At 57.1% G+C, this 21,003-nt stretch carries 19 protein-coding genes and 1 tRNA gene; 10 read left to right on the top strand and 10 right to left on the bottom strand.

Annotated features, from left to right (window positions below):
• Nucleotide 1 precedes the first annotated feature (1 nt).
• The 5 genes from V7730_RS07340 to V7730_RS07320 all read left to right on the top strand — a co-directional run bounded on the left by V7730_RS07340 (nt 2) and on the right by V7730_RS07320 (nt 6,140).
• Entirely contained in the window at nt 2-2,377 is a 2,376-nt protein-coding gene (locus tag V7730_RS07340) for a phage tail tape measure protein (protein WP_335746946.1), read from the top strand.
• A gap of 134 nt (nt 2,378-2,511) precedes the next feature.
• A complete protein-coding gene (locus V7730_RS07335) occupies nt 2,512-3,270 on the top strand; it encodes a hypothetical protein (protein ID WP_335746945.1) in 759 nt (252 codons plus the stop codon).
• A 1,291-nt stretch (nt 3,271-4,561) separates the two neighbouring features.
• A complete protein-coding gene (locus V7730_RS07330) occupies nt 4,562-4,933 on the top strand; it encodes a hypothetical protein (protein WP_335746944.1) in 372 nt (123 codons plus the stop codon).
• 128 nt (nt 4,934-5,061) lie between these two features.
• Nucleotides 5,062-5,574: a hypothetical protein gene (locus V7730_RS07325; RefSeq protein ID WP_335746943.1), complete on the top strand. Its 513-nt coding sequence runs from the start codon at nt 5,062-5,064 to the stop codon at nt 5,572-5,574.
• Between the two features lie 77 nt (nt 5,575-5,651).
• A complete protein-coding gene (locus V7730_RS07320) occupies nt 5,652-6,140 on the top strand; it encodes a hypothetical protein (protein ID WP_335746942.1) in 489 nt (162 codons plus the stop codon).
• 56 nt (nt 6,141-6,196) lie between these two features.
• Here V7730_RS07320 and V7730_RS07315 read toward each other — a convergent pair whose 3' ends face one another.
• From V7730_RS07315 to V7730_RS07290, 6 genes are all read right to left on the bottom strand, one after another.
• Nucleotides 6,197-6,526 (bottom strand): hypothetical protein, encoded by a 330-nt coding sequence (locus tag V7730_RS07315; protein WP_335746941.1) that lies wholly within the window; start codon nt 6,524-6,526, stop codon nt 6,197-6,199.
• 71 nt (nt 6,527-6,597) lie between these two features.
• On the bottom strand, nt 6,598-6,780 hold the full coding sequence (locus V7730_RS07310; protein ID WP_335746940.1) for a hypothetical protein: 183 nt from the start codon (nt 6,778-6,780) through the stop codon (nt 6,598-6,600).
• Nucleotides 6,781-6,881: 101 nt separating this feature from the next.
• Nucleotides 6,882-6,956: transfer RNA gene (locus V7730_RS07305), tRNA-Gln, on the bottom strand.
• 73 nt (nt 6,957-7,029) lie between these two features.
• Nucleotides 7,030-8,352, bottom strand: a complete 1,323-nt coding sequence (locus V7730_RS07300) for a mechanosensitive ion channel domain-containing protein (protein ID WP_335746939.1) — start codon at nt 8,350-8,352, stop codon at nt 7,030-7,032.
• An 85-nt stretch (nt 8,353-8,437) separates the two neighbouring features.
• Entirely contained in the window at nt 8,438-9,427 is a 990-nt protein-coding gene (locus tag V7730_RS07295; protein ID WP_335746938.1) for an NADPH:quinone reductase, read from the bottom strand.
• A 62-nt stretch (nt 9,428-9,489) separates the two neighbouring features.
• Nucleotides 9,490-10,023, bottom strand: a complete 534-nt coding sequence (locus tag V7730_RS07290; protein WP_335746937.1) for an SH3 domain-containing protein — start codon at nt 10,021-10,023, stop codon at nt 9,490-9,492.
• 128 nt (nt 10,024-10,151) lie between these two features.
• On the opposite strand from V7730_RS07290, the gene V7730_RS07285 reads away from it, so the two are divergent.
• From V7730_RS07285 to V7730_RS07265, 5 genes are all read left to right on the top strand, one after another.
• Nucleotides 10,152-11,138 carry a 2-hydroxyacid dehydrogenase gene (locus tag V7730_RS07285; RefSeq protein WP_335746936.1) on the top strand — a complete coding sequence of 329 codons (987 nt, stop codon included), beginning with the start codon at nt 10,152-10,154 and terminating at the stop codon, nt 11,136-11,138.
• A gap of 60 nt (nt 11,139-11,198) precedes the next feature.
• On the top strand, nt 11,199-12,977 hold the full coding sequence (ggt, locus tag V7730_RS07280; RefSeq protein WP_335746935.1) for a gamma-glutamyltransferase: 1,779 nt from the start codon (nt 11,199-11,201) through the stop codon (nt 12,975-12,977).
• A gap of 3 nt (nt 12,978-12,980) precedes the next feature.
• Nucleotides 12,981-14,381 carry an FAD-binding oxidoreductase gene (locus V7730_RS07275; protein ID WP_335746966.1) on the top strand — a complete coding sequence of 467 codons (1,401 nt, stop codon included), beginning with the start codon at nt 12,981-12,983 and terminating at the stop codon, nt 14,379-14,381.
• Between the two features lie 204 nt (nt 14,382-14,585).
• Nucleotides 14,586-17,078, top strand: a complete 2,493-nt coding sequence (locus V7730_RS07270; RefSeq protein ID WP_335746934.1) for a GcvT family protein — start codon at nt 14,586-14,588, stop codon at nt 17,076-17,078.
• Complete coding sequence (locus V7730_RS07265; RefSeq protein WP_335746933.1) at nt 17,041-17,535, top strand: hypothetical protein; 495 nt, start codon at nt 17,041-17,043, stop codon at nt 17,533-17,535. The genes V7730_RS07270 and V7730_RS07265 overlap by 38 nt, the downstream gene beginning before the upstream one ends.
• Nucleotides 17,536-17,540: 5 nt before the next feature.
• On the opposite strand, the gene V7730_RS07260 is transcribed toward V7730_RS07265, so the two are convergent.
• From V7730_RS07260 to V7730_RS07245, 4 genes are read right to left on the bottom strand one after another with little or no spacing between them, the layout of a single operon-like run.
• The gene (locus V7730_RS07260) at nt 17,541-18,323 is read right to left on the bottom strand and encodes a glycoside hydrolase family 25 protein (protein WP_335746932.1); all 783 of its coding nucleotides are present in this window, start codon (nt 18,321-18,323) and stop codon (nt 17,541-17,543) included.
• Nucleotides 18,320-18,967: a DUF938 domain-containing protein gene (locus tag V7730_RS07255; RefSeq protein WP_335746931.1), complete on the bottom strand. Its 648-nt coding sequence runs from the start codon at nt 18,965-18,967 to the stop codon at nt 18,320-18,322. Before V7730_RS07255 ends, V7730_RS07260 begins: the two co-directional genes overlap by 4 nt.
• On the bottom strand, nt 18,964-20,037 hold the full coding sequence (locus V7730_RS07250; RefSeq protein WP_335746930.1) for an NAD(P)/FAD-dependent oxidoreductase: 1,074 nt from the start codon (nt 20,035-20,037) through the stop codon (nt 18,964-18,966). Before V7730_RS07250 ends, V7730_RS07255 begins: the two co-directional genes overlap by 4 nt.
• The gene (locus V7730_RS07245; RefSeq protein ID WP_335746929.1) at nt 20,034-20,969 is read right to left on the bottom strand and encodes an aldo/keto reductase; all 936 of its coding nucleotides are present in this window, start codon (nt 20,967-20,969) and stop codon (nt 20,034-20,036) included. Before V7730_RS07245 ends, V7730_RS07250 begins: the two co-directional genes overlap by 4 nt.
• Nucleotides 20,970-21,003 lie beyond the last annotated feature (34 nt).

Raw genomic sequence — 21,003 nt, 5'->3', positions numbered from 1 at the left:
AATGAGCGACCTTCCCGGCCTGATAGTTGATATCGAAGCGCGAATGGACAAGCTGGAACGCGGGTTCAAGAAAGCCAATGCCGTGCAAAACCGTGCATCTGGTCAGATGGAAGCCCGCGCACAGCGCAGCGCCAACAAACTGCGCGACACCTACGGCAAAGCCGGTGACGGTATCCTTGCGACTTTCAAGCGCCTTGGCCCCGGCTTGGCGGGTGGTTTGATCGGTGGCCTGACCGTGGGTGCCTTGTCTGGCCTTTCGCAGAACCTTGGCCGGATCGTGAATGAAACCGCACAGATCGGGGATGAGGCAAAGCGCGCCGGTGTATCGGTGCGCGCCCTTCAAGAATGGAAATTTGTAGGCGAGCAGAACCGGATCGGCATTGATCAGGTAGTTGACGGCTTGAAGGAATTGAACCTCCGCGCTGATGAATTTATTATCACAAAGTCCGGCCCCGCCGCAGAGGCGTTTGCGCGTTTGGGTATCTCTGCAACCGAACTCGAGACAAAGCTGAAAGACCCCTCTGAATTGTTGCTCGAGATCATCGGGCGCATGGAAGACATGGATCAAGCTGCGCGCATCCGGATCAGCGACGAACTGTTTGGCGGGTCTGCTGGTGAGCGGTTTGCCGAACTGGTCAGCCGTGGTGAAAACGAACTGCGCAAAACGATCCGCGCTGCAAATGAAACCGGCGCTGTGCTGGACAGCGAACTGATAGAGAAAGCCGCAGAACTTGATCGCCGCTATGCCGCTTTGCAATCGCGCATGGATAGTTTTTGGAAATCCTTTGTCATTGGTGCAGTGGATGCCGGTATCAAGATCGCCACGCTGCGCACTGATCTTGATGATCTTTTCCGGTCCTATCAGCAGGCTGATGGGCTTTTGGGCAAAGGTGCCGCAGATGCTCTGCGCACAGACAGTGACGCCGCAGCGGAGAACGCAGACCAGATCGCCGCTCTGCGCCGCCAGTATGAAGCCCTTGGCGATGTAGCAGACAACACCGGATCAAGCCTGATGCAGGCCGCAGCGACCTTGCGACAGCTTGGCTACGACGACATAGCAGACGCCCTTGTGAACGCATCAGAGGAGATGCGCACCCTTACCGGCGAAATGCAGGACGGCACGATCAGCGCAGACGAATTTGAACAGCGTATGCAGATCGCCGCCGACACAGCAAATACCGCCCTTGGCGAGATCGAAGCGATTGACCGCGTGAACTTTGGTGGCGTGATCGCACAGGTAGGTGGTCTGATCACACGGCTGGCACAGGCCGCTGCGAAGGCCCGCGAACTGCGTGCGTCCTTGCCGGGTGCATCACCAGACGGTGAAACAACACCGCTCGAGAACACGGACAGCGGCCCGCGCAGCCGCAACGGTCACCGCGCAGCAACACCCGGCTTGGCCGTGACGACATCACCGCGCCCGAACCTGCCTTCGATCGACGCTTTGTTTGGTAGTCCAGAGCCGTCCAGTGGTGGCGGTGGTAATGGTCGCGGTGCTGGTGGTGGTGCGCAACGCCGGAACGATCTCGAACGCGAGATCGAAGCAATAACGCAGGAAACCAATGCGTTACGCCTTGAAGCGCAAGCGTTGGCTGAACTTACTGGCGCGCAAATGGCGCACGGTGACGCCCTCGAGTTTGCACGCACAAAGGCTGACCTGTTGGCAGCTGCGCAACGTGCTGGTGTAGCAAATACACCAGAGCTGCGCGCGCAGGTCGACAAGCTGGCAGGCGAATATGTGAAGGCAGGCAACGCCGCTGAACTTGCCGCAGACAAAATCGAAGAAGTGCAAAATGCCAGCAAGGCTGGTGCTGATCGGGTGGCAAATGTCTTCGAAGGGCTTGCGTCAGGCGCGTTGACCGCGAAGGAGGCCGTGGGCCAGCTGATCCTTGAAGTGATCAAGCTCAGTCTCAAAAAACGCTTGCTGGACGCCTTTGGTGGTGCTGGTGGTGGCATTCTCAAAATTCTGGGCGGTGGCTTTGCGTCCGGTGGATACACTGGCAACGGTGGAACGTTTGAACCGGCTGGCGTTGTTCACAAAGGTGAGTATGTCCTGTCCAAAGCCGCGACCGCTGCCCTTGGCGTTGGCAACCTTGATGCCCTTCATGCAAGCGCCCTGCGCGGCTATTCCGGCGGTGGGCTGGTAGGTGCTGCTCGCACAGCGTCTGCCCTGCCTATGAGCCGTGCCAGCGCCGCTGCGCCCTCGATTGAGATCAGCGCGCCGGTGACGGTGCATGGATCGGCTGGCACACCAGATCAGAATAACGATCTGGCGCGCAAAATGGCAAGAGAGTTGGAGAGCACGGTTCGCGGCGCCGTTGCTACCGAGTTACAGCGGCAGATGCGGCCCGGAAATCTGTTGAACCGGAGGGCTTGATTTAGCGCGAGTTCAATGTTTGATATGCTGACAAAGGCTTAGTTGGCTTTTGCCGTGAATACGTCTGCGCTAAAATAGAATTCGGGGCTTCTGCTTTTAATTGTGGAATAGTATCTATCTGTAGGAACGCCGACATGAATGAAAGCTGGGAACGTATGCAGAAGCGGCTTATGGGTGATGGCCTTGCCGAAAAGCAAGTATTGCTACTGAAGCTTCTACATGAATTTGAGACTGCGCCAGAGTTCGGGGATAAGTATGTCGCTGATGCAAATTCTGAACCTCATCGATGGATTGCACGAATAGGCGCACTTCTTGCACGCGTTGGTATTGGACACAAACTCGCTTTCCAGAGCGCTCAGCATACGTTGGTCACGTATTGGTCAGTGGCCAGAGAACCGCTTCGCCAAAAGATTCTTGCCGCGGCCGAAGAGATCAAGCTGGAGTTAGAGCTTGATGGCCATGAAGATTTAGGCCAAGTTTACGCCCCGCAGAGACAATATGACTTTCTGCGTGATCTAAAAGAAATCATCATTGGTGCGCAGGAAGAAGTTTTTATTATTGACCCCTACTTCGATGGTCAAACTTTCGAGACTTATCTCGGGCCTTTGGGTAGTAGTTGTTCGATAAGAGTTCTTTGCAGCAAACATTCGAACGAGGTCGCCGGTCATATTAAGGCATTTGGAGCCCAATACGGGATTTATCCGGAACTACGAAAAAACGGTAACCTGCATGATCGACTTGTGATTATCGACAGTTCGGATTGTTGGATTGTGGGTGGTTCAATTAAAGACGCTGGTAAGAAACCTACCTACTTGGTGCCACTTCAACCCAGCATCTCACCAACAAAAATTAGCATATACGAGAGTATCTGGCAGCAAGCGACGCCGGTATGATTTGGGATCGGGGCTGATCTTTTTGGTCAAGACGTAAATCACTCACAGCCAATTCCGTCGCCATCGCGGTCTAGACCATAAATGTCAGTCCCGATTACAGTAACTGGACCCTGCACGTAAGCTGGGCCGTTACCGCTGCCACCGGCGCAATCGACATCAGACGCTATCGGAACGCAAGGATCGTAGTTCGGATCACACTCTTGAGACCAAGCCGGATGAGTGGTTCCTGTCAAAAGTGAAATGAGCAGTAGCGCACGAACTGTCATGTGGACTTATCCGATAAAAATTCATTCAATGTTTAGTTGAAACAGTCCATCTGACACGCCCTAATGTCAACGCTTCTTAGGTGTGAAGCCACAAAATCCAGCTTTACAGCAACGCTGTGAACGAAGCGCATTTGATCGCCAACGCCAAAAATACAGCTGGGCAGTTGTTGTCGAGTGTGGTATTTTTTCTGGAAAGCGCCAAGCATCAAAGCACCTGCCAGCCAGAGTCGATCTTCTAGTTTCAATGACGATCAGACCGGCACATTTATCTACCTAGTCAGCCAGTCAAACTGACCCGGAAAATGTTATGGCCCTGCTACAGAACCTCCAGAAAACCGAATACGAGACGGCGCGGAGAGACGACCAGCCATAGGTCGCAGGTTAGATCGCTTTGGATCGCTCCCCAGACAGAGAATGTTTGGACGCCCCATTGAGATTGCTTCCGGGCTTGATTGCCGCATAGCACCCAAAAAGACAGCGGCTCTGAGGTAATCGTCTCATCCGCTGAATGTGAGGCAGGTTGAAGGTAAGCCGCTCACATAGCGCAATCTCACGATTGCAACCGCGTTGGCCGCAAGGTCAGGAATCGCCGGATATCACTAGGTCAATGGACGCCGCCTAGTTTGGTCACGACAGGCCAAGGTCCGGTTCACCACTTCGATGCAAGTATCAACAATTCCCCTGACCTTACACATCGCGCCGGACTTTTTGTCTGGCCTATCAAGCAATGTGTAAGGTCAGGGGGATAGTCATCTCTGCAAGTGTCTATGCTTGTAAGAATGCAAGGCAGACGATCAGACACCTTCCGGAAAGTAATACAAAGCAGGTTCACGAGCGCAGCGAGTGGGCAAGGCCGCAGGCCGCGCAGGTGAGGAGCGAAGCGACGAGGTGTCGAAGCCTGTGTCTGACGTGCTCGATACCAGTCGCCAGAAATCTTTTTGGGGAAATGACGCAACCCACAGCTTGCCCGACTATAAAAAAGCAGGCAGCAGATATGTGCTGCGTAATTCCAAATGAGGAAAAGCATGACCGAAACAGAACGTATGACAACCGCTATCCTTCGTCTTGAGCGGCGCAAGACGAAGGCGCTGACAGACAGCATAAGCGCGACAGCACGCAGCCAGCTGCTGACAGCAAGTGAAATGCTCGCCAAACATCTACGCAATGCACCGGCTGGCACGAAAGTCCGCGACCTGATCGCTGAAAAGGAGTGGACCGTGCCGAAGTCTGAAACCTACTTGCCTGACACCGAATACAACGAACTGCTCGACGCCCTGACAGCGCTGGACCGCGACCCTGCGCACCCGCATCCGTTGCGTGACCGGATCATCGAGGTGCTGGGCGAGATCGGTGGTGTTTGGCCAGAAAGCGCCTGCTGTGAGAAGGCTGCCGCTTAATCCCCTTTCCAGAACGATAGATAGACCCGCCGGATCGCACCGGCGGGTTTTTTTATGTCTGTGCTGAATCTAATTGACAGGGACGGGGACGGGGACTATAAGTGTCCCTGCAAGAGGGAGAAAATCAGATGGCAATGACAGAAGCTGAAAAGAAGCGAGCGCAGCGCGCACGTAAGAAACAGGAACACGACGCCAGCCTTGACTCGACATACAGCTATCTCAAAGAGCCCTTTTTCAAATGGCTCGAAAGGACAGACGGTGGCGGAGATTGGACGGCAGCAGAAGCGGAAATGAATTTGGCATCCATCGAATTGCCAATGTTTGAGGATGATAGAGGGCCATATCCCAATGACGATGCCTTCGGTGAAGATATTGACGATTGTTACACTGGCTATATCGGCTCAATAGGGCGTGCTGAAATTTTGGTGAGAAGTTTGGTTGGCGCTGCCAGCTGCATCGCATCAACAATAAACCAATACAAACAAGAAGAAGTCAAAGCACGTCTTGCCGAGTTGGAGAATCCAGAAACTGCGGACCGTGCTACTGCCATTCAAGAGGCCGTGCGCCTCAACAAGATTCTCGACCAGCTTCAAAAGCGGGTCAGAATGGACCTTCCATCATGGAAGGTAACGGACATCTAAGTCCTTAACCGTGACGTGGCCCCGGTCTCCAAACTAGAACCACGTCACTCAATATACTCAACCTGAGGAAGAATATTGTGTTAGACGATACAACAAACAAAGAAGAAAATAAACTGAACCTTGCAGATTTTTTGCGCCTGCCGGGCTTTGCCGAGAATTTTGAAATGTTCCAGTGTCTGCTGCATGATTACGGCGGAAACATGGACACAGACGAATTCATCGAGAACGATGATGTTGAAGATAACCTGTTCGAGTTAGGCCATAATTTTGTTTCGTATGGCGGATTATTCATTGAACGCCTTAAAGCATTTGAACTTCTGCGTGACGATGGAATTGAACAGATAAAGCTGCGTTCAGATTTAAGTGAGCGGATGATTGTGAAAGCGGGCAGCAAAGCGATTGTGGGTGAATGGTGCCGGTGCAATGATGTCGTTTATGTCACATTTGCAGGCACTACCGACACGATGCCGAGAAGGGTATGGGGCGGGAAACGTAAGCGGGACAAAGCTGACAGACAGGCCGCCGAAAGTATGCTGATTGACCTCTACATTCATCTGACCGAGTAAACATCTTAATGTAACATCACCCGCCGGATCAATCGTCTGGCGGGTTTTTCTATGTCCTAAGCCGACCGTGGATACTCCGGCCCTATCGCGCGCTCTATGCGCCAATACAGATCACCTTTAGCACCGCACCGCTTGCACGTCATGTCGGCCTGCACATGGATCAGCTTGCGCATTTCATGATAACGCGAGTGCAACACATGTGGCGCGACGTTGGCAGACCAGTGACAGGCCGGACAGGTGACAATCACCACGTCACGCGCTGTCAGATCGGCTATGCGAATCTCGAACTTCAATCCGAGAACAAGGGGCTGGTAAGGCATGCCACTATGTAGCGCCTTGTTCCACATTTGTTCCAGAGCGAAAATATCGCGAGCAATCGTCTGCATCCCTAACCTGCACCCCCTATAGACCAGACAACGCCAACCCTTTGCCGGTCACGCATATGTCTGATGAACTCTTAAAAGACCTCAAAGAAGCTCTCCACAAGGCCGCGCAGTTGGTCCTCATAGATCGTGTCTATGCATCGCAGTTTGCGCGCATAGAACGCGAGATTGCTCGCCTTGAGGCAGAGAATGAACTGATAGATCGCGCCAGACAGGTGGTCGAAGATCACAAACTGAAAATAGTGTGATGGGAGCAATGAATCGCAGCTTATTTGAACCACAGAACTGTAACACACAGCTGCCACATGTGTTACACTCGGTTTCCCGTAAGTGGTTGACTTTAAATAATAATATTAAATGGCTGGGGTGGTAGGATTCGAACCTACGGTACACGCTACCAAAAAGCGTTGCCTTACCACTTGGCTACACCCCAACTGCGGCGTTAGATAGGGCGGGTTGACGCGGTACGCAAGCCTTTATCGGCCTCAAATTCACTAATTTTGTAGTTATTCCTGATCGGCATTCTCGCGCAGCAAATCTACGTGCTCTCCAGCGCGCTCTTGGTCGATAATTTGGCTTAGTTGCTTGTCCTCGCGCGCATCCACATCCTGCGCGGCGATGGGTGGCACGTCAGGCCCTTCATATTCTGGTTTTGGCGCTGTCTCTGAGGCTCTTTCGAGGGGCGCCATGCCTTCGTGTAGCACCCTGTAGGCCGGTACCTTCGCTGAGACGCCTGCCGTGTCATAGGCGGACTGTACTAGGCGTATTGCCTCGGAGCGTGCGAGCACAATGCTGGTGTCGTTCTGGTTGATCCACGCGGCCATCCCCATGTTCACCCAACTGTCTCCAACTGATTCGATCCAGACGGATGCTTCAGGCGTGCTTAGAACAAAGGGCAGACCTTCCAGCGTGGATAAGGCGAGCGATTGTGCATGGGCAAGATCGGCCTCGGGGGCAACAGAAAGCTCAAGCGTAAAGCGGCGCTCGGCATTGCGGGAGAAGTTTACGATTCGGCTTTTGAATACGGTCGAGTTCGGAATGCGGATGTGGTTGCCATCAAAGCTCAGCAGGATCGTCGCGCGGGAGGTGAGGCGGATAACCTTGCCGGTATCGCCTTCGATTTCTACGGTATCATTGGGACGAAAGGGTTGCCGGATAGAGAGCATGATCGAGGCGATGAAGTTCTCAACAGTGTCGCGCACCGCAAAGCCGATAGCCAGACCGACAATCCCCGCAGCGCCCAATATGCCCGATAGCAGGGCTGTCGCATTAAGGATGTCGAGAGCTACGACCAGTCCACCTATGACGAACACAAGCCTCAGCACTTGCCGGTAAATGTCAGCAATGAATGCGTTCGGCGCCAGCCGGTTCCATGGTTGCTGACGTCGCGCGATAAAGAAGCCGAACCAGACAATCAGGATGAGCAGGGACAGCGCAATCATTGCTAATGGCAAGAAGGCGATGATCTGATGGCCGCGCGCCTTGAACCGCTCAACAGCGGGGTTCAGCCGCTGTACCACATCGGTGGTTTCTGTAACCTCGTTCTCGATGGCGACCACGCCCTCAACCCGTCCAGCCAGATCATTCAACCGCTGCGATGTGGGTGCATCAAGCGTGTGACCACGCAATGTGACGATGCCGGAGCTGACCGAAACCGTGATGTCTTCAAAGCCCTCCAGCTCACCCATGATATCACGGATACGGGTGGCAATCGCAGCATCTTGTGCCGCATCGTCCGTGACGTTGATGGTGCCGGAGGGTTGGCCTGTTGTTTGTGCCTGCGCGTTGAAAGGCAGCAACAGGCACAACATCAGAGCGATAATACGCATGTCGGGCCTCAGTGAATCAATTAGATCAATCAGGCGCAAGCCTAGGCCTGCGCCTGTGAATAGGCAATTCCTGCCTGCGTGCGGCTTAGCTACAATCAATCAGCACAGCACCGGCCCTGCCACCCGTCAGCACGGCGTCATGCGCGGCGACGCAGTCTTCAAGGGGGAACACTTGTGCCACGGGGCAGGTCAGTGCGTGATCTGCTAACGCGCGGTGCAGCAGGTCGATGCAGGTCTCACGTTGGGGCAATGGGAGAAGATAGATCAGGATGATGTCGATCGTGACTGCTTTGAAAAGTAGCGGCCTGAAGGGCATCGTCGGTGTCATGTCATTCTGGGAACCATAAGCGGCGATAAAACCGTTTGGCGCGATGACTTCGGCGTTCATCGCCACGTTTGCGCCAAACTCCACCTCCAAAATTCGGTCAACCGGTGCGCCGTCATTCGCCGCAAGGATGTCCGCCACCAATGTTTCCGAGCGGTAATCGAGCACGGTTTGCGCGCCCGCAGCTTTCACACGCTGCACATCCCTCGCGCTACAGGTGGCAATCACCTTTGCGCCGCCCCAGACCGCGAGCTGGACAGCAAGATACCCCACAGTGCCACCACCGCCTGAGATCAGCAATGTTTGACCTTCAACCTTGCCGTTGCCGAAGACGGCTTGCGCTGCGGTCAGACCGGGGATGCCTAGAATGGCACCCGTCTCAAAGCTGACGGCATCGGGCAGAGGCACGGCTTGTTCCGCAGGTAGGGTGATATGGGTAGAGGCGGTGCCAAAGGCGCGCTGCCACTGGCCGTTCCAGATCCAGACGCGGGTGCCGATGCGCTTGGGGTCAACGCCTTCGCCGACAGTCTCAATCACGCCAGCACCGTCGCTATGCGGGATGACTTCCGGAAAGAGCGGCTTGGTCGGGCCAGTGGGGCTGCCTGCGCGGCTCTTGATGTCCGACGGGTTAACGCCGGAAAACGCCAGCCTTACCGTCACTTCCCCAGCGGCGGGGGCGGGCGTGTCAAAAGTTTTGAGTTGTAGGACATCAGCTGCAGGGCCGAAGCGGTCGTAGAAGACGGATTTCATGGTCGTGTCCTTTGGATTTGGCAATATCCCAGCACAGTGATCCAAGCGTCACGAGGGTGCAATCAGTCAAACACTTCCGTGGGTAAGACACCCCATAATCGCGCTTTCGGAGCCCAGCCCTTGAACCCGCCAGATCGCAGGAGGCACCATTCGAGGCTGCATTCGTTGACCCTTGCCACGACGCCAAACTCAAGCGCTGCCACAACTGGCGATGCAGGGTCGGGGCGCCCATGCAGCTGTAATAGGTCTTTTTCCACCAAAACGGTGCGGGTTCCGGACAGCAAGGAATAATGAACCCAGCCACCCATGCCGTCGCGATCCTCAACGCGGCGCCAGTGGCCGTGCTCCGCGGTGATACGCAACGGCATATCACGCCGCTTGAATACCCAGTCGATGCGGTGGGTCAGCGAAGGACCGCGCCGCACGTTGCCCTCGGAAGCTTTCATCGAGACATAGCGCGGGATTGGCCGGTTGGTGACCTTGCCTGCGTCTTCATCCGTCCCTGCAAGGACTACTGTGGCAAAGCTTGACGTGAGGACCAAGGCGCATACGCCAAGAAACCCTGCGCCTAGCTTGCGCATCTTCGATCTATTCATATTGTGCTGCCTGCACTGATTTTTATTGTTTGGAGTCTGCTCTTGTTGCGCGAGGTTCTTGTGCCTCGTCGCGTACTGGTTCACCATGCCCCCAGATCATGCCAACCGCCAAGCCCGGAGATTGAATTATGCCAAAACAACAGCTGAGTGTTGTAGTCACGCGACGGTTGCCCGAGGTGGTAGAGACCCGGCTGGCGGAGTTGTTCGATGTGCGGCTGCGCGACACGGACGCGCCGATGACACGCGCTGAATTGGCCGAAGCCATCAAAACCTGTGATGTGCTTGTGCCGACGATTACCGACAACATCGACAACGCCCTGATTTCTCAGGCGGGTGGGCGGCTCAAGCTGATTGCGAACTACGGGGCAGGGGTGGACCACATCGATGTCGCCACTGCCCGTCAGCAAGGTGTGCTGGTGTCCAACACCCCCGGCGTGCTGACCGAAGATACCGCCGATATGACTATGGCGCTACTGCTGGCCGTGACGCGGCGCATGCCTGAAGGCATGGCCAAGATGCAAAAGGGTGAATGGGATGGCTGGGCACCCAACGCTCTGCTGGGTGGGCGCATTTCCGGCCGCCGTTTGGGCATTCTAGGCATGGGGCGGATCGGGCAGGCCGTTGCCCGCCGCGCGGCGGCATTCGGGATGCAGGTCCACTACCACAACCGCCGTCGCCTGCGCCCCGAGACAGAGGAAGCTTTGCAGGCGACCTATTGGGAAAGCCTCGACCAGATGGTGGCGCGGATGGATGTCCTGTCGGTCAATTGCCCGCATACGCCATCGACTTTCCACTTGATGAACGCGCGCCGCCTGAAGCTGATGAAGCCCGAAGCAGTGATCGTGAACACGTCACGTGGCGAAGTCATCGACGAGAACGCGCTGACCCGCATGTTGCGCGCAGGAGAGATTAAAGGCGCTGGTCTCGACGTGTATGAACACGGAATTGAGATCAACCCGCGCCTGCGCGAGCTCGATAACGTTGTGCTGCTGCCGCATATGGGCTCGGCCACGCTAGAGGGCAGGATAGAGATGGGCGAGAAGGTGATCATTAACATCAAGACGTTCGATGACGGCCACCGGCCACCGGATCAGGTTGTGCCATCTATGCTGTGACGGCGCGCCGTCGATGCGGAGAAGTCTAGACGCGATATAGAGAACGGGTAGGAGCAAGCGATGCGTAATATTCTGACAGCGATATTTGTGATCATGGCTGGTGCTGCGCTCGCGCAGCAAGCCGCAGATGCCATCGCCCCCGAAGCAGCGAGCACAGGCAATTTTCAAAGCTTGTCTCCCGATGTGGCTGCGGCACTTGAAGCCAAGGCCGCGGGTCAATCTGTTGAGGCGAATGACTGGATGGTTGTGGCCGCCAATCCCCATGCCGTCAAAGCGGGCGCAGATGTGCTGGCAGCGGGCGGAACCGCAGCAGATGCACTGGTAGCCGTGCAGGTGATGCTGGGGCTGGTCGAGCCGCAAAGCTCGGGCCTTGGCGGCGGCGCGTTTCTGGTGTGGTATGATGCAGCCAGCGGCGCGCTGACCACCTTTGATGGCCGCGAAACCGCACCGTTGGCGACAACGCCACGCTTGTTTCAGGGCGCAGACGGCGAACCGTTGAAGTTCTTTGACGCAGTTGTTGGCGGGCGCTCTGTCGGGGTGCCCGGCACGCCGGCGCTGCTGGCTGAGGTGCATGCGCGCTACGGCAATCAGGACTGGGCGCTATTACTTGCCCCCGCGATGTCGCTGGCTGAAAGCGGCTTTCAGGTTAGCCCCCGTTTGGCGCAACTGGTTGCGGAAGATGCGGAGCGGTTGGCAATCGCGGAGATCACGGCGGCCTATTTCATGCCGGGTGGCCAACCTGTCGCTGCCGGCGACATCTTGGTGAACCTCCCCTATGCTCTCACGCTCCAGACCCTAAGCACGCAGGGCGCGGGCGCGTTCTATGCCGGCGATCTGGCAAAGGCGATTGTGGCGACCGTGCAGGGCGCCGGCGGCAATCCTGGTGTCCTGTCAGAGGTGGATCTGGCGATCTACCGTGTAAAAGAGCGCCCTGCCGTTTGCGCAAGCTTTCGTGCCCATGAAGTCTGCGGCATGGGGCCGCCATCATCTGGGGCGATAGCAGTTGGGCAGACGCTTGGCCTGCTGGATGGCCATGATCTCAGCGCTGGGCCAGATGACATAAACGTGCGGCGGCTTGTGGGCGATGCCTCGCGGCTCGCGTTTGCAGATCGCGGACGCTACGTGGCGGACAGTGATTTTGTGCCGGTTCCGGTGGCAGGCTTGCTTGACCCTGCCTATCTGGCAGATCGTGCCAAGCTGCTGGCAGGTGACGATGCGCTGCCCGAAGTTGCCCCCGGCACGCCAGAGTTTGACCACGCTTTGAATTGGGCCGATGACGAAGCAATCGAACTGCCGTCGACGTCCCATATCTCGATTGTCGATGCGGCGGGGAATGTCGCCTCGATGACCACCACGATCGAGAACGGCTTTGGCAGTCGTCTGATGGTCGGTGGGTTCTTGCTGAACAACGAACTGACGGATTTCTCATTTCGCAGCCACAAGGACGGTGTGCCAATCGCGAACCGGGTCGAGCCGGGCAAACGGCCTCGCTCGTCGATGTCGCCCACGATTGTCATGAAAGACGGCGCGCCAGTGATCGTGGCGGGCTCCCCCGGTGGCAGCAGGATCATTGGCTACACCACGCAAGCAATCATTGCGATGATTGATTGGGGAATGGAACCGCAGGCCGCCGTTGCACTGCCCCACGCGGTCAACCGTTTCGGCGCATATGATCTGGAAGCGGGTACCAGCGCTGAAGCTATGGCAGAGGATCTGGCAGGTCTCGGATATGAAACAAAGGCGCGTGCGCTGACATCCGGCCTTCATCTGATTGCCATCGGTGATACGTTGCGCGGAGGTGCGGATCCGCGCCGCGAAGGCATTGCACTAGGAGAATAAATGATGGTTCAGGCAGTAGCGCTCGCGCGGAACGAAGAGGGCATTGGCGCTGCTTTGGGTATTCTCAAGCAGCAGTTCGGTGAGCGTTTTCAAACCGGAGCGGCAATCCGCGAACAGCACGGTCACACCACCACATGGATTGTAAACCAACCGCCTGATGGCGTTGTGTTCGCCCACTCGACGCAGGAGGTGGCCGATACGGTCAAAATCTGCGCCGCGCATAAAGTGCCGATTATCCCGTTCGGCACAGGTACATCTCTGGAAGGGCATGTGAACGCGCCCGCCGGAGGGATCAGCATCGACGTGAGCCAGATGGATAAGGTTCTGGAGGTCAATGCAGGCGATCTGGATTGCCGCGTGCAGCCCGGTGTGACACGCATGGCGCTCAACACGCATCTACGCGATCAGGGTCTGTTCTTTCCCATCGATCCGGGTGCGGATGCCAGCATTGGCGGCATGGCGGCCACCCGCGCGTCGGGCACCAACGCGGTGCGCTATGGCACGATGAAGGACAACGTGCTGAGCCTTGAGGTTGTGATGCCAAACGGCGAGGTGATCCGCACCGCAAGCCGCGCGCGCAAATCTTCTGCCGGTTATGATCTGACGCGGCTTATGGTCGGCTCCGAAGGGACGCTGGGTATTATCACCGAAGTGACCCTGCGCTTGCAGGGCATCCCCGAGGCGATGTCAGCAGCAAGTTGTTCGTTCCCTAGCGTTGAAGCCGCCTGCGAGACTGTGATGGCGGTTATCCAGTACGGTCTGCCGGTCGCACGCATCGAGCTGCTGGACGCTTTGGTGGTCAAGGCAGTCAACAGCTATTCAAAGCTGAGCCTGCCGGAGACGCCTTTGCTGCTGCTGGAGTTCCACGGCTCGGACGCGAGCGTCGCAGAACAGGCAGAGACCTTTGGCGCGCTGGCAGATGAGTTCGGCGGCACGGGATACGCGGCAACCACGACAGCCGAAGAACGCACCCAACTGTGGCAGGCGCGCCATGACGCTTATTGGGCGATGCTTGCCTTGCGTCCGGGGTGCAAAGCTGTGGCAACGGACGTTTGCGTGCCAATATCCAAGTTGGCCGAAGCTGTGGTAGCTGTGAATGCAAAAGCCGAAGAGATTGGCTTGATTGCGCCAATCGTTGGCCACGCCGGCGATGGAAATTTTCACGCATCTGTCCTGATCGATATGGATGACAAGGATGAAGTCGCCAGAGCCGAAATATTCGTTAGCTGGCTTGCTGATCTTGCCATAGCGCTGGGTGGCACCTGTACAGGCGAACACGGCATCGGGCAGGGTAAGCGCCCCTATTTGATCAAGGAATTGAGCGGCGCGGTTGATGTAATGGTGGCGATCAAGCGCGCGCTTGATCCAGACGGGATCATGAATCCGGGCAAGATATTTTCTTGAGATCGTAGTGGTGGCGTTGGTCGCGGTTCTGCCCCCACCGCGCTAATGGCGCAGTCTGTCCGTAATACCTCCCGCCAAAAGAATTGGGCGGTTTGCGCCAAATGTCACGAGGTCGGTTTTCTGCTATGTCCGGTCGCGGTTTGGCGTCGGAAATAACGTTTGCACGATAAAACGAAGCGAAATCGGGCAAGAGGGAATCGTGTCATGAAAACGCAAGTCAAAGCATTGGTGGTCGGCGGCGGCGCCGTTGGGACATCAATTGCATATCATCTGGCACGGGCCGGTTGGCATGATGTGATGCTGCTGGAGCGTGACGAACTCACCTCAGGCTCAACGTGGCACGCGGCGGGGTTGCTGCCCTATTTCAACATGTCCTTTGCGACGACGCACATCCACGATTACTCGATCAAGTTTTACAAAACGCTTGAAGAAGAGACGGGGCTGAACGCAGGCTTTGCCGTTGTCGGGAACTTGCGCATGGCACAGACGCAGGAGCGCATGGACGAGTACATGCTCTATGCCTCGACCGCTGAGACATGCGGCGTACCCTACCAATGGATGACACCGGACGAGATCAAAGCGAAGTGGCCTTTGATCCGCACCGATGACCTTAAAGGTGCGCTGTATCACCATACGGATGGCTATATTAACCCTGCCGATGTGACGATGGCGATGGCCAAAGGCGCACGCCAGCGCGGCGTCGCGATTGAGCGGAAGTGGCAAGCGGACGCGTTCCACTGGAACGGTGAAGCTTGGGAAGTGACCGTGACCAAAATGGCCGAGAAGGGTGGCAACCTTGTTCCAACCGATGAACAAGTTGTAATCACAGCGGAGCATGTTGTCACTGCAAGCGGCAACCACGCGCAGCGCACGGCCAAGATGTTGGGCATTAAGATGCCTGCCATCCCTGTTGAGCACCAGTTCATCGTCATGGATCAGGATCCGGATCTGGTAAAGTACCGTGCCGTGGGTAACGTTGAGCATCCTGTCATCCGCGATGCCGACGCGCAGTCTTATGTGCGTGAAGAGCGCGGCGGTTGGATCTTGGGCGTTTACGAAAAACACGCACCAGCGCGCTTTGAATACGGTGTGCCGGACAGCTTTCGTGCCGATCTGTTCCAGCTCAATCTGGACCGGATCGAAGAGCAATATGCCGCTATGTTGCACCGTATCCCATCGGCAGAGGATTCTGGTCTCAAAGACGATTTCAACGGCCCGATCTGTTATACCCCTGACGGCAACCCCTTGGTCGGACCGGCACCCGGTCTGCGTAACATGTGGCTGGCCGAGGGCTTTTCTTTCGGGATCACAGCAGCGGGTGGCACTGGCTATTATCTGGCCCAGCTTATGGTCAACGGCGAGGCCGAGATCGACATGGCGAGCCTTGATCCCAAGCGTTATGGCGACTGGATGACCACCGAATTCGCCGCGCGCAAGAACGAGGAAGCCTACGAGCACGTCTATATTCTTCACCATCCGGATGAAGAGCGCCCCGCTTGTCGTCCACTGCGCACATCGCCTGCCTATGACCGTCAGGCCGCACGTGGTGCCCAGTTTGGTTGGGTGAACGGCTGGGAGCGTCCCAACTACTTTGCGCCCGAAGGTTTCAACGACCATGACAGCCGCAGCTTCCGGCGCGGTGGCTGGTGGCAACATGCGGTGGAAGAAGCGAAAGCCATGCGCGAAGGCGTGGGTCTGATCGACGCCACTGCCTTCACCAAGCATCTGGTCAAAGGCCCCGGCGCGACGGCATTTTTGGATTGGTTCACCTGCAACAAATTGCCCAGCATTGGCCGCATCAACCTGACGTACGCACTGACCGGCGCTGGCACGACGCGCACGGAATACACCATCGTGCGTCTGGCGCAGGATGAATACTATCTGGTGAGCGCCGGTGCGTGGACCGCTTACGACAGTGACTATCTGCGTAAGGCCATCGAGGATAAATCGCCCAAATTCGGCTATATCGAATGCCATGATGTCACCACTCAGTGGGGTGTCTTCGCCATTGCAGGCCCCAAATCCCGCGAGGTGCTGAACGATGTGATCAAGGACGCCGATCCTGCGACAGCGCTTAGCAACAAGCGCTTCCCATGGCTGACGATGCGCAACATTGAGCTGGGAATGGTGCCGGTACGCGCCATCCGCGTCGCCTATACGGGGGAGCTGGGCTGGGAACTGCATCACCCGATCGAGATGCAGAACCACCTGTTCGATCTGCTGGAGAAAGCAGGCGAAAAGCACGGCATGAAGCTGGTCGGTGCGCGTGCGCAAAACTGGCTGCGTCAGGAGAAATCATATCGTGCCTTCGGGACCGAGCTGGGCCGTGATGCGACTCCGCTGGAAGCGGACCTGCCGCGCTTTGTCGACATGAACAAAGACTTCCACGGGAAGCAGGCGATGGCGGACCATGGCATCAATGCCAAATGTGTGACGCTGTTGATCGACGGACCGGATGACGCAGATCCTTGGGGCCGTGAAGTTCTCTATCACGGTGACACACGCGTGGGGCGTCTGACCTCGGGCGGCTATTCGGTCGCTTTTGGTAAATCCATCGGCATGGGCTATGTAAAGTCTGAAACTGCCGTGGTGGGCACCAAGCTACAGGTCAAGATGTTCGACCAGCTTTGGGGTGCCGAGATTGTCGAGGACAGCCCGTATGATCCCAAGAACACCACGATCCGGGTGGACGGTTAAACAAAGCATCGCCGCCGCGGGCGTTTTGCTCGCGGTGGTATTTTCGCTTGGCGTTGCTTTTTCCCCGCCACGGACGCCTAAGGTAGCGGTGATTGGCGACAGGGCCGCTGAAGTGCGTGCGGTGCTTGGCTCCAACCAAGGCAAAGAGGCCACGGTAACGTTCGTATTGCTGGAACGTTGGGAAAGCCTGCGCCATCTTCCTGACATAGCAGAGTTGTGCTGGGACGTTTGCCATGACCGTGCCGCGTCGCAGATCACGCTGACGCAAATGCGGTTTGGCGCGACGCGCAAGGTTGTTGTGTTCTACCTGCCTGCCTTTGGAGAGAACCTTGACTGTCTCGTGACCCGGGCGCGGCACGAGCTGATCGCCCTGCGCGCGCAGATACCTGCCTGCAATATCAAGGCTTCACGCCTCCCTGTCTGGATCTTGCCACTGGGCCTAGGCCGGATATCCTGACGAGCCTATCTCACCGTGCGCGCGGCAAGCCAAGCAGTCCATTCCTCAGGGCTACCGGAGAATGCGTTCAGGTCCACTTCGCCTTTGATTCCGTCGATTAGGCCAGTGGCCGAGTATTGCCAGAACCGCCAGCTTTGACCGGGAAAGGCTTCGCGCGGAGTGTTGGCCGTGGTGCGCAGCCAGTATTCGTAGCCTTTGAATCGCTTTAGGTTATTCTCTTCGTAGAAACGTGGTGTTGTGTAGATGATCGGGCGCACGCCGTAGTGTGCTTCGACAATCCGCAACCAGCGGCGCATTTCTTCCTGCACCACACGGGCGTCGGGGCGCCGGTGGGCACAGGTGGGGGAAAACGGATTCCACTCCATATCAAGCACGGGCGGCAACATGCCTTTTGCACGAGGGACATTGCGGATGAACCAACGTGCCTGCACCTCTGGCGACGTGCAAAAATAGTAGAAGTGATAGGCGCCCCTAGCGACACCTGCATGGCCCGCGCCGCGCCAGTGGGATTTAAACATGGGGTCCAGCAAATCCCCGCCCTCAGTGGCTTTGAGAAAGGCAAAGTTTACGCCATTCCGGCGCGCTGTTCCCCAATTGATATGGTTCTGGAACCGCGCCGCGTCGATACCTTGCACGCGGTAGCGCGCCGGACGCTGGCCCTTAAATTCCACCGGATGTGCATCGCGGAAGTTCGGAGCAACCGGCGCACCTACGGGGATAGGTTTGTCGCCGCCACATGCAGCAAGCAGGGCGAGGGCCATAATGGCAAATCCGGCGCGTAAGTTCATAGCGACTCCCGTCGGGCGATGAAGCTAAGATTGTTAGCAGGCATATCGCGCACCATGCTACGGACAAGACCTCCGGCTGTCAGCACTTCCTTGATCCAAGCGTCGTCTTTGTACCCGATGTCAGGGTCGGCCGCCTGAAGATCCGCGTGGAATTTCGCATCACCGTCGGATGTCAGAGTTCCGCCACGCATGAAAGGTCCGTAGACCACAAGCGTTCCAGCGGGGGCAAGCGCGCGCGCTGCCTGCGTCAATACGATCCGCGCAGCCGGGGCAGAGATCAGGTGCAGGAGGTTTCCAAGATAGATCAGATCAAAAGGCGTTTGCTCGGTCGCCCAGCCGTCTTGCGTCGCGTCCAGCATGCGGGCAGGAAGGACATTTGGCAGTTCAGCGGTGTAGGCATCAATGCTGCCCAAGCGATCCGGAGCGATGTCACTCGGGTGCCATTCAAGCGCGGGCAGGGCGGTTGCCAAAGCCAATACATGCTGGCCTGTACCAGAGGCGATTTCCAACGCGTGTCCCCGCGCTGGAGCGACTTGTTGCAGCATTTTGACAATGGCAGCCGCATTCCGCTGGGCTGATGGATTGGTCAACTTGCCGCCGTCCAGCGCTGTGGCAACGCTGGCATTTGGGGGTAGGCGGCTCATGCGCGCAATCTGTCCGGGCGCAGCGCCGCAACTGAGGCCGCGTCAATCATCGTTTGCCGCCCATTCACCAAATCAGCCAGCAAGGCAGAAGCGGCGGGCGCAGTCTGAAAGCCGTAGCCGCCTTGGCCGGCGCACCAGACAAACTCTGGCACATGCGGATCACGACCTAGTACAAGCGTGCGGTCAGGGGCAAAGCTGCGCAGACCGGCCCATGTGGTCAACGGCCTTGTCACTGGCTCGCTCACCATCTGCTGATAGCGGTCCAACCCTTCGGCCAGCGTCATATCATCGGCGTAGGCATCGTGTGGATGCGTCGCGACTTCCTCTGCGGGAGAGACAAGCAAGGCACCTGCATCCGGCTTTGCATACCAGCTTTCGTTCGGGCCAAAGAACATCGGCCAATTCGCCGTGTCATGGCCGCCCGGGGCGGCCAACCGCGCCATTGAGCGGCGGTGTGGGACAATACCCAGCGGCGTCACACCCGCGATACCCGCGATCAAATCCGCCCATGCGCCAGCCGCATTGACTAGCGTGCCTGCGGTATAAATATCACCAGCGCTTACCTGCCAGCCGGAGGCGTCCTGTCTGATTTCTGTCACGACCGCATCCGTGATGATACGCCCGCCGTTAGCGCGCAAGACACGCATGAAGTCCTGCATCAAGAGATCGGTGTCGATATCGAAAGCTTCGGCATGGTAGGCGGCAAATGCCAGTTTCGATTTGTCGAGAACCGGCACGAAATCAACTGCTTCGCTTGGGGAAATTTGGTCCACACCCATGTGCACAAGATCGGCCTTAAAGGCGTCTTCGTCCTGTGCTTGCGCGATGATCATCAGACCGCGTTGGGACAGGTAACCACCGTCCTGAAAGTGCGCCATTCCTGCATGGTTAAGCGCCTGGACAGACGGCGCGCCGTAGTTCTCCTCGATCAACGCGGCCGAACGGCCAGAGGCGTGATAGCCCGTCACGCTCTCCATCTCGAGGACGGTGACCTGCGCATCTGCCGAAAGCCGCGCCGCGGCGGAGAGGCCCGCAATGCCGCCGCCAATGATGATGATATCGCTGTTCATGCTTCTTCTGCCCTGTCAGTTGCCGGTGGCGGTGCTGGCACGAGTTCGGCCATTTCGGTGTAGAGTTCTGGCTTCATCGCATAGTTCAAAGCGACCAAAGACGGCTCAAGCTGTTCGACAGAGCGTGCAGAGATGATCGGCGTAGGCGCTGTTGAATGGGCCGCTGCCCATGCCACCGCAAGGGTTGCAGGATGCACCCCTTCGCGCGCGGCGATCTGGCTGAGTTTTTCGGCCGCATTATGCATAAAATCAAATCTGTAGCGCGCGGCATAGCGGTCATCTTCCGAAAGCCGGCCCGTCCCTCCGTTGGCATATTTCCCTGTCAGCAATCCACCACCCAGCGGAGAATAGGGCGCGCAGAGCATCCCGAATTCCTGCGCCATCGGAAGGATTTCGACCTCTGCCTGTCGTTTGACAACGTTGTACATCGGCTGGATTAAGGTGATGGTCAGGTCAAACTTGGCGGCAATGCTTGCGGCCTTGGCGGCCTGCCACGCAGCAAAGTTTGATATGCCGATATGGCGAATAATCCCGTCGGCCTTCAGCTGGGCAAATGTCTCGAAGCTGAGGTGCATGTCGGTGTCGGGATCAAAGCGGTGCAAATAGAGCACGTCCAGTACATCCAGAGCCATCCGCTTGCGCGATGTCTCGGCCGAATTTCGGATGTTGTCTGGTGTCGCGCCACCGGTATAGGCAGCTTTGGTCGCGATGATCAGCCGGTCGCGGTGGGGCTTAATCATCGCGCCCAGAAAGCTTTCGGACGCACCATCGGTATAGACGTGGGCGGTGTCAAAGTGGGTGATGCCCGCGTCCAGAGCCGCGTCAAACATCGCTTGGGAAGCCGCACGATCCGCGCGGCCACCAAATTGCATGGTGCCAAAGGCAAGGCGGCTCGCCGGTGTGCCATAAAGGCTGGTAAGGGAGTGTGTCATTCCCTTTTGTTGCCACCCCTGCAAAGGCTTGGCA

The organism is Sulfitobacter sp. (assembly GCF_036961165.1).
In the GTDB taxonomy this organism is placed as follows: Bacteria; Pseudomonadota; Alphaproteobacteria; order Rhodobacterales; family Rhodobacteraceae; genus Sulfitobacter.
Note: the sequence above shows the minus strand (reverse complement) of the source record. Positions and strands in the feature narration are given on the sequence as shown.